This is a genomic window from Polaromonas sp. (assembly GCF_029945925.1).
In the GTDB taxonomy this organism is placed as follows: domain Bacteria; phylum Pseudomonadota; class Gammaproteobacteria; order Burkholderiales; family Burkholderiaceae_C; genus Polaromonas.
This window is the reverse complement of the sequence record NZ_JAQSDN010000027.1, coordinates 21,379-29,507: the sequence shown is the minus strand read 5'-3', so window position 1 is coordinate 29,507 and position 8,129 is coordinate 21,379. Positions and strand designations below refer to the sequence as shown.

The 8,129-nt window shown below is 58.6% G+C and carries 3 protein-coding genes; all 3 read right to left on the bottom strand.

Annotated features, from left to right (window positions below):
- Positions 1-5,433: VCBS domain-containing protein (locus PSV40_RS06855; RefSeq protein WP_300535929.1), on the bottom strand; the 5,433-nt coding region annotated here is incomplete at its 3' end.
- 83 nt (positions 5,434-5,516) lie between these two features.
- Positions 5,517-6,326, bottom strand: coding sequence for an efflux RND transporter periplasmic adaptor subunit (locus PSV40_RS06850; RefSeq protein WP_300535926.1), 810 nt, complete (start codon positions 6,324-6,326; stop codon positions 5,517-5,519).
- Positions 6,323-7,837 (bottom strand): TolC family protein, encoded by a 1,515-nt coding sequence (locus PSV40_RS06845; protein WP_300535923.1) that lies wholly within the window; start codon positions 7,835-7,837, stop codon positions 6,323-6,325. The genes PSV40_RS06850 and PSV40_RS06845 overlap by 4 nt, the downstream gene beginning before the upstream one ends.
- Positions 7,838-8,129: the final 292 nt, after the last annotated feature.

The window sequence follows — 8,129 nt, the reverse complement described above, 5'->3', positions numbered from 1 at the left end:
TTTGTTGCGGGTGACGGTGAAGGTCATCAGGCCGCCTTCGCTGACCGAGACGTTGCCCACACTGAAGGCGGGTCGGTCGTCATCGGGCGTCAAGGGTCCTGGTCCATCAGGGTCAGGACCGGTGCCGTCGTCCAGGATGGTGCCGGTGCCGGTGGCCTGGGCGATGGTGCTGCCGGCGCTGTTGTTCGACAGCGTCACCGTCAGGGTCTCGCCGCCCTCGTAGATCGCGTCCGCCGTGCTCTGCACGGTGAACGTCTTGCTGAGCTCGCCGGCAGCAAAGGTCAGCGTGCCGCTGGCGGCGGTGAAGTCGGTGCCGCTGGTGGCCGTGCCGCCGCTGGTGGCATATTGCACGGTCTGGCTGGCGGCCGAGTCTTTGTTGCGGGTGACGGTGAAGGTCATCAGGCCGCCTTCGCTGACCGAGACGTTGTCTACGCTGTAGGCGGGCCGGTCATCGTCCAGACCAGTCGTGCTCGTGTCCGGGGCGTTCGGTCCGTATTTCGTACCCGTGCCGTCGTCAATGATGGACGTAGAGCCTGTAGCGGTTATCGCGGAATTGCTGCCGTTGGTGGCCACGAGCGAAAAAGTTTCGCTGCCTTCATAGATGTTGTCCGACTCGCTAGTGATGCTGACGCGCACGTAGACGGTCCCGCCTGTGGGGCGGTTACCCGAGGTGCCGTTCCATGTGTAAGCGGTCCAGGTCGTGCCATCTGTGGAGTAGTCGATGGCCGGGGAACTCAATGTGGCTGTGCCGTTGGTCACTGACAGATTGATGGTCTGGCTGCCGGAGCCTACCACCGTGAACATGGCGTAGGCCGAGCCTTCGTTAACCGGGCCTTGACCGGTTACGTTGATGGTGTCGTTAGATACATCACTGACCGTCACGGTAAGCGTTGCGGTGGAACGGGTGCCATCGCCATCCTCGACGGTGTAGACGAATACATCGTTTTGCGCAGTGCTAACCGAGTTGCTGTTGGCGACGTAACTGTAGCTGCCATTGGCACTGAGCGTCAGTGTGCCGTATAGCCCGGTGATCGCGCTTCCTGCTCCAGTGGTAACGGCCGTAGTGGTATCACCGCCCGCTGCGCGTATCCCCACCACGCCTCCAGCGGGTGTGGTTGTTTTCGCGCCGTCGGCTCCAAACGTATCCGCCGTTCCATCGGACAAGACGTTACCGGTGACGGTGCTGCCCTCATTGACCGACTTTGTATTGACGGTAGCGGTCGGACCATCATCGGTGATGTTGACGGTAACCGTGTTGTTGACCGAATTGCCGTAGCTGTCATTCACAACATAGCTGAAACTGCTGCTGGACGCGCTGGATGCGGTGGTGAGGGTGACGCTGAAAGTACCGTTTGTATTGACCTGCCAGGTGCCTATGACATTGTTGGAGCCATCGCGGAAGCTCCCGGTCTGCTGCGTCAGTACACTTTGCCCGCTGCCGAGGGTCAAGGTTCCTGTGGCGGTTTCCGCAGTCGACGCCGAGTTCGAACCCGTGCTCAAAGCTGGCTCACTCACGGTGGCCGTGGTGTTGGTGGGAATGTTGATGGCGATGCCGTCACTATCAAAGGCACTGACCCCGTCCTGGCTCATGATGGTCAGAAAATCGGCGCCATAGAAGTTGCTGTCGGGGGTGTAACGCAGCAGGGCGAGGGCGGCATTCAACTGCGCCTGGGTACCGGCGCTGATCTTGATGCTGGCTCCGCTGGTAGCGCTCAGGGTCACGACGCCTGGTGTGGCGCTGAATGACAAGGTGCCATGCTCGACGACGAGGGTGATAGAGCTCAGGTTGGTGTCGCTGTCGGCGACGGACAAGAGCTTGCTACCCGTGAAGTCGATGGCGGTATTGACGGCGGTGGTGACCGATGTGGAGGCGGTCGAACTGATGGCCGTGCCGTTGAACTGGTTGATCGGTGCCTCGTTGGCACCCGTCACGGTGATTGTCAGCGTATTGGTGTGCGTAGCCCCGTTGGTGTCTTTGACCTCATACGTGAAGACATCATTCGCCGTCGCTCCCTGGGCCAGCGCCTGGACATTGGCTGCAGCATTGTTCAGTGTGTAGCTGTAAGTTCCGTCGGCGCCCAAGACCAGTGTGCCGTAGGTGCCGGTGATGGAAAGGCCATTGGCCGAGGTCGTGCTGGCCGTGACGCTGGTGCCGGCGGACGAGGTTCCAGCATTGCTGACCACCTTGGTGTCGCCGCTGTCGACATCGGTGTCGTTACTGAGCACGTTGCCGGTCGCGAGCAGCGTGCCGTCTTCCTGAACAGCGGCGGTATCGGCAACGGCCACGGGCTGGTCATTGGTGCCAGCGATCGTGACGACGAGGCGGGCGAAGGAAATACCGCCGGCCGAGTTGGTGACCTTGTAAATGAAAGTTTCTGTCAGCGTGTTGCCCGGCAGCAGGGCGTCAACCGTGGTGTTTGCATCATTCACCGTGTAGGTGTAAGCACCGGTGCTCGAAATCGACAATGTGCCATACGCACCGGTCAGGTTGTTGCCGAAATTGACCGTACCGGATCCGTCGGCCTTGCTGTAAGAGGCAACGGTACCGCCAGTGCCTGCGGTGTCGTTGGCGAGCACGTTGCCGCTGGCATTCGACCCAGCCGACACCCCGCTCTCGGTCGCCGAACCCGTGTCGCTGGTCAGGTTCGGGTCGTTCGTGCCCGAGCCATGAACAGTAATGTAGAGCTTGGCAGAGCTGGTGACGCCTGCCGCGTCCCTCATGGTGTAGTCGAACACTTCTATCGCCGATTGGCCAACGGAAAGACTCGGGTTGTCGGTGGTGGGTGTATAGGTATAAGAGCCGTCGCTGGCGAGCGTCAAGCTGCCATGCGCGCCCTGGAGCGCCTGGCTTAAGGTGCCAGTGCCAGAAAACGTGTAATTGCCGTTCGTGGTGCTGGTCAGGGCCTGGTCCAGCTTGATGCTTGTGAGCACGCCACCGGTATAGGTGATCTCACTGATCTTGGTGGTCTGCGAAATTCCTGGGCCTGTGACGGTCATGCCCACGGCTACCGTGCCGGATGTCCCGCTCAAACTGGACAAGGTACTGTAGGCAGTCGATGTCGTTGATGCGACGATTGCCTCTTTCCCCTGGTTGGACGTGATCGTCTGCGCAGTACCGTTTAGGAACTTCACATTATTGTTGGTGGCCAGAAAAGCACCAACGTCACTGATGGCGGTATAGGCGGAGCCATTCCAGTAATGGGTCACCGTTGCATTCAGGGTGATCTCGTCGCCATTGGTGACGGCAACCTTGGTCAATATGTTGACAAGGTTATAGGTCGTGCCGTCGTAGGAGTAAAGACCGTAATACGTTGTGGTGGGGCCGAAGGTGCCGTTTGTACTGACATATATCTCGGCACCGGTGTTTACTGAATTAAAACCGTTGCTGCCGCTAAAAATGAGCCGAGTGCTGCCCGATGTGGGCACGGCGCTGGCAACGGTCGTCGAACCGCCGATCAGAAGCCCTTGAACGGCTTTCGTATCACCGGTATCAACGTCTGAATCATTGGTCAGGACATTACCCGTCGCAGTAAAGCCGGTATTGGCTGTGGTGGTTATTTCTTTGGCAATGTTGTAGTCATTGCTGGCGACCGGCGCATCGTTGCTGCCGTTGATTTGCACGGTGAGCGTAGCGCTTGCGGTACCGCCTTTGCCGTCGCTGGCGGTGTAGGTGAAAGCTTCGGACAGGGTCCCAGTCAAAAGCGCATTGACCGCTGGATTGCTGTTGTCGGGCGTGTAGGTCCAGTTGCCATCGGACTTGATCGTCAACGTTCCATATTTGCCGACGAGGTTGACACCGCTGGATGTGGCCGTTGTGGATGTGCCTGTGGACGTGCTCGTGACGGTGGTGACCGACAAGGTGTCACCGTTGCTGTCTGTGTCGTTGGTCAGAACCTTGCCCGAACCAACAATGGCTGCCGTTATCACTGAGCTCGTATTGGTGTTGTAACCCTGTTCCAGTGCAGCGTTTCCCTGCCCCGTCGACAAGACGCTGCTGGGTGACCCTGAAGCCGTGTCGTTGTTTGCCACCGGCGCCACATTGCTGTCCACGAGCGCGTTGATGGCGCTGTCGACGCGATCAGAGGAGGAACCGACGTTGGCATACGTGCGCAAGCCCGCAGTGCCATCAATGTCGGTGCCCACCGTGGTGCTGGTGCTGCTGATCTTGGAGGTAAACCACGCCTGATCGACCACCAGCAGGAACCCCTTGTTGTCGGCGGTAGTGCCGTCGCCATCCTGGTTGCCATCGGCCTGGGCCAGCTGCAGGTTGGTGAAACTGGTGTCAGTCCAGAAGTACATTCCGCGCACAATGCCGTTGGACTTGATAGGACGGCTGATCCAGCCGTAATAATCCTGACCGCCGATATTGATGCCGATGGCGTTCACGTCGTTGCCACTGAAGTACTTGCTGTTGTAGTTGTAGTCGTCAACCTTCACCGGCCCCAGGGCGGTGGGTTTGAAGTTGTGGCTGCTCTGCTCCTTCGCGGCGTCACTTTCACCGGTACTGCCCACGACAGCACCATTGTTGTTAAGGTCATAGACCATCGCGTAGGCGTTAACGAAGTCATATACGGCGTACTCAACGGCATAGGTATGACCACCGGCCAATACGCTGCCATGGTCGGCAGCGGCGATGGCACTCTCGTTGACGGAAAGGCCGAGTACCTTGGCCGCAAAACGCTCTCCCTCGTCGCCAGCGCTGTCGGAGCCGGCGTTGAGATAATGGTCGATGGCATGACCAAATTCCTCGGTCAATACGCGCGTGGCATCTGGGGCGTCAAGTTGACCGAATCCGTTGCGCGTGATGAAAATCGTAGGACTGCCGCCCGGGCCTTCGGGGGCGAACGCGGCAATGGCAAATGGCTGGTCAAACCCGTCGGCCTGGACAACCGAAAGCTGCAGGGTTCCATCGCGCACCGCGGCGCGGAGGCCCTCCACACGGGAAAGCCAGGCGGTGTCGGGTTGAGACTTGCCGCCGCTAAACAGGCTAAACAGGGTCTCATCGCTGGCGGATTCCAGGAACTGACGCACGGCCAAGCTGGCGCCAGCCATACTTTCGGCCAGCACAGGGTCGGCCGCTGTAGCAACGAACAAATTGGCAACCAGGCGCTCGGCCTCAGCCTGGGCGGTGCCCAGGGTGGACGCGGTGTCTGCCGCGGCATTCACCGCGTGCAGCAAGTCGCCCGCCAAAGCTACGGATGGGCCCGCATCGGCCACCGGTGCATCAACAGGAATACTGCTCACCGCGGTGGTGGCTGATAGCACTTGCACGGCCTCACCCACCGCCGCGCCATCAAACATGAACCGTTGCTCCAGCGCCATTGGGTTAGGGCCTTTGCGAACCAGCTTTCTACCTGGAGAAGCCAGCGGCGCATCAGGCACGGGGGATTCATGTGTCATGGCGTTAAGTTCAAAAAGACTGGGCCTGTTCATGGTGATGCTCCTGCTAACTAACAACGTTAACTAAGGGTTGACTACGTATCCAAGGGACATACTTTTAAGAGGCTGCTGCTGAATCAGGGTGGCGTGATTTGAACGCGCCCGCTCATTCCGGCAATCAGTTCCGGAAACTTGCCGTCAATGGCTGCCGCCAATTTGACGGATTGGCTGACCGGGTCCACCCTCGCCCCCACGCGGATGAATTTGGCGGGGTAGCGCTTGCCGGTTTCATCAATTTGCACTTCAAATTTGTCGCCAACCTTGAGCCAGCTTAACCAGCGCGAAGGCACCAAAAACTCAAGCTCCAGCACACTGTCATCAATGATGTCGAGCAGCGCCTGGCCCGGCTGAACAAATTGCTGCTCACGCGCTTTCTGCTCGGCCACGCGGCCGGCAAAGGGGGCCGAAACACTGCACTTGCTCAGCACAGCCTGGTTGGCACCAATTTCTGCTTTTGCCTTGTTGACTGCCGTACGCGACAGGTCCAGCTCAAGCTGGCCTACCGAGTTGAGTTCTGCCAGGCGCTGATTGGACTTCAACGTTTGCTCGGTGCCCTCGAGGTCGGCCTGTGCTTTGCGCAATTGGGCTTGCTGCAACGTACAGTCAAAGCTGACCAGCAGTTGGCCGACTTTGAAGGCACTGCCTTCGGGGACAGGCAGGCGGTGGACTCTTGCACCAATTTCCGCAGCGATTGTGGTGTAGCGCCGCGGCAGCAGTTGCGCCCGAATCTCCTGTCGCTCCAGCGCAGGCTTGGCAACCGGGGGGGCGGTAGATCTCGGTACCGCAGCAGGCGTTGAAGCTGGCCGGGCAGGACCATTTTGAGCGTGCGCTGCGCCTTGCCATAGCAGCGACAATATCAGGCAGAAAGCGACTGCAACACGGCTCATGGTGTGGCTTTGGGATTTGCGGGGGTTGTATTGAGCAGCGCAGTCCAGGGGTTGCCATTGCGTGCAACCTGTTCGGTCAACTGAGCCAGGCTCAACTCCCCGGTACTGCCAATCTGCGGTTCCAGCCCGATGGAGGCCAGAAGGCGCTGCTCTGCAGCCTGTACCTGAGCCAGGGCCTGGTCCCGCCTCAGCAAGCTCAAAATCGCCGACGTGGCGGTGCTCACGCTGTCAAGCTTGCTCTGCGCCTGGGCCGTCGCGCGGTTACGCACGATGTCGGAAATTTTGATATCGGCACCGTAAATCGAGTCAGCACGTTCAAACTGTTTGCGGGCATTGAGCAATTGCACTCGCGCAACATTAACCTGGGTCAGCACTGCCAGCTGGGTGGCCATGCGGCGTTGGTCGGCCAGCTTGACGCCCGCTTCTGCGAGCTTGATTTGCATCGGTCCCGTCAGCAGATTGAACAAATTGAACGAAAGCTGCAGTCCGGCTTCATTCCAGTCCTTGTTGACCAGGTAGCTGTCCGTGTCGTACTTGACGGCGTAGTTGAAGGTAATGTTGGGGAACAAGCGGACCAGAGTCCTGCGCGTTTCCCCACGCGCCAGGCGGGTGTTGTAGTGCTGCTCACGCAAGTCAGCGTTTTGCGCCAGCGCGGTCTCTTCCATGACCTGCAGGGGCACATTTAGCAAGACGGCATCAGTGTTTTTGAGATCTGTATCGGCAATTTGAATGGGTTGGCCCAAAGGCGCGTTGATGAGGGATGCCAGTTCGACCTGGGCAGACGACAGCTCCTGGTCAATGGCTTCCAGCAAGCGCAAGTTTTCAAGCAACTGGCGCTGGTAACGCAATGCCTCCAGCGGACTGCGTAATCGTTCAGCTTCCGCCTTGCGGGAGTCAACCAGTGCCTCTTCGGCGACCGAAATAGTTGCCTCAACTTGCGAGCGAAGCTTCTGCGCGCTTGCCGCGCGCCAGTACACGGTTCGCAAATCCTGCATGAGGATGTGCATGGTTTTACGACGTCGCTCGGACGCGATCAGCACCCGATCTGCCTGCTGCTGGGTGGCATAGTAGCCAAGGGAGAAGTCAAGCAGATTCCAGGTAAGACCAAGTTCCAGCAGGTTGTGGTTCCGATCTTGCGAGATAAATCTGGAAGTCGATGGCGTACCCGTCTGCTCATCCCGGCTCAGACTGATTTTGTCATTGCTGCGGCTGGCGTACCCGGCTTGCGCAACCAGTTTGGGCAACATGTCATAGTGCGTCACATCCAATTGGTTCAAGGCCAAAGCCTCTTCCATCAACTTGGCCCGACGATCCAGGTTGTATTTGAGCGCGCGTGCGATGGCCTCATCCAGTGTCAACGGACCCGTGATGGGCTCTACATCTTGGCGAATGGCACGTCGATCAGCCTCATTGGCACTCCGCAAAGCCGCCGCAGTGAGGGGCTTTGGCGTCATGGTGGAGCAAGCCGAGAGAGCCACCGCAACAGCGACAATTACCAGCGGTTTGAGCATGTATAGAACTTTTTTATACATTTAGAGTCCGAGACAAACTAAAGAAAATCACCTTATAAAACAATGACTTGCGTATTATTTTTAATCTAAATTAAAAATAGTAATTTACAATTATAACACTTTGGTACAAATTGGCAAACACAGCAGGACCAGCTAGGCCAGACATGGTGGCGACATGCCAGTAAGGGTCAGCGGGGGCCCGCCGGTCAGGTCCATCAGGCGACCATGTCACGCAACCATGGGGGGGGGCGGCCGGCACAGCCTCAAGCAACGCAGCAACCAGGGCGACCAC

Excerpts from the sequence above, each read along its gene's own strand:
- PSV40_RS06850 (WP_300535926.1), bottom strand. The coding sequence starts at position 6,326 with ATGAGCCGTGTTGCAGTCGCTTTCTGCCTGATATTGTCGCTGCTATGG.
- PSV40_RS06845 (WP_300535923.1), bottom strand. The coding sequence starts at position 7,837 with ATGCTCAAACCGCTGGTAATTGTCGCTGTTGCGGTGGCTCTCTCGGCT.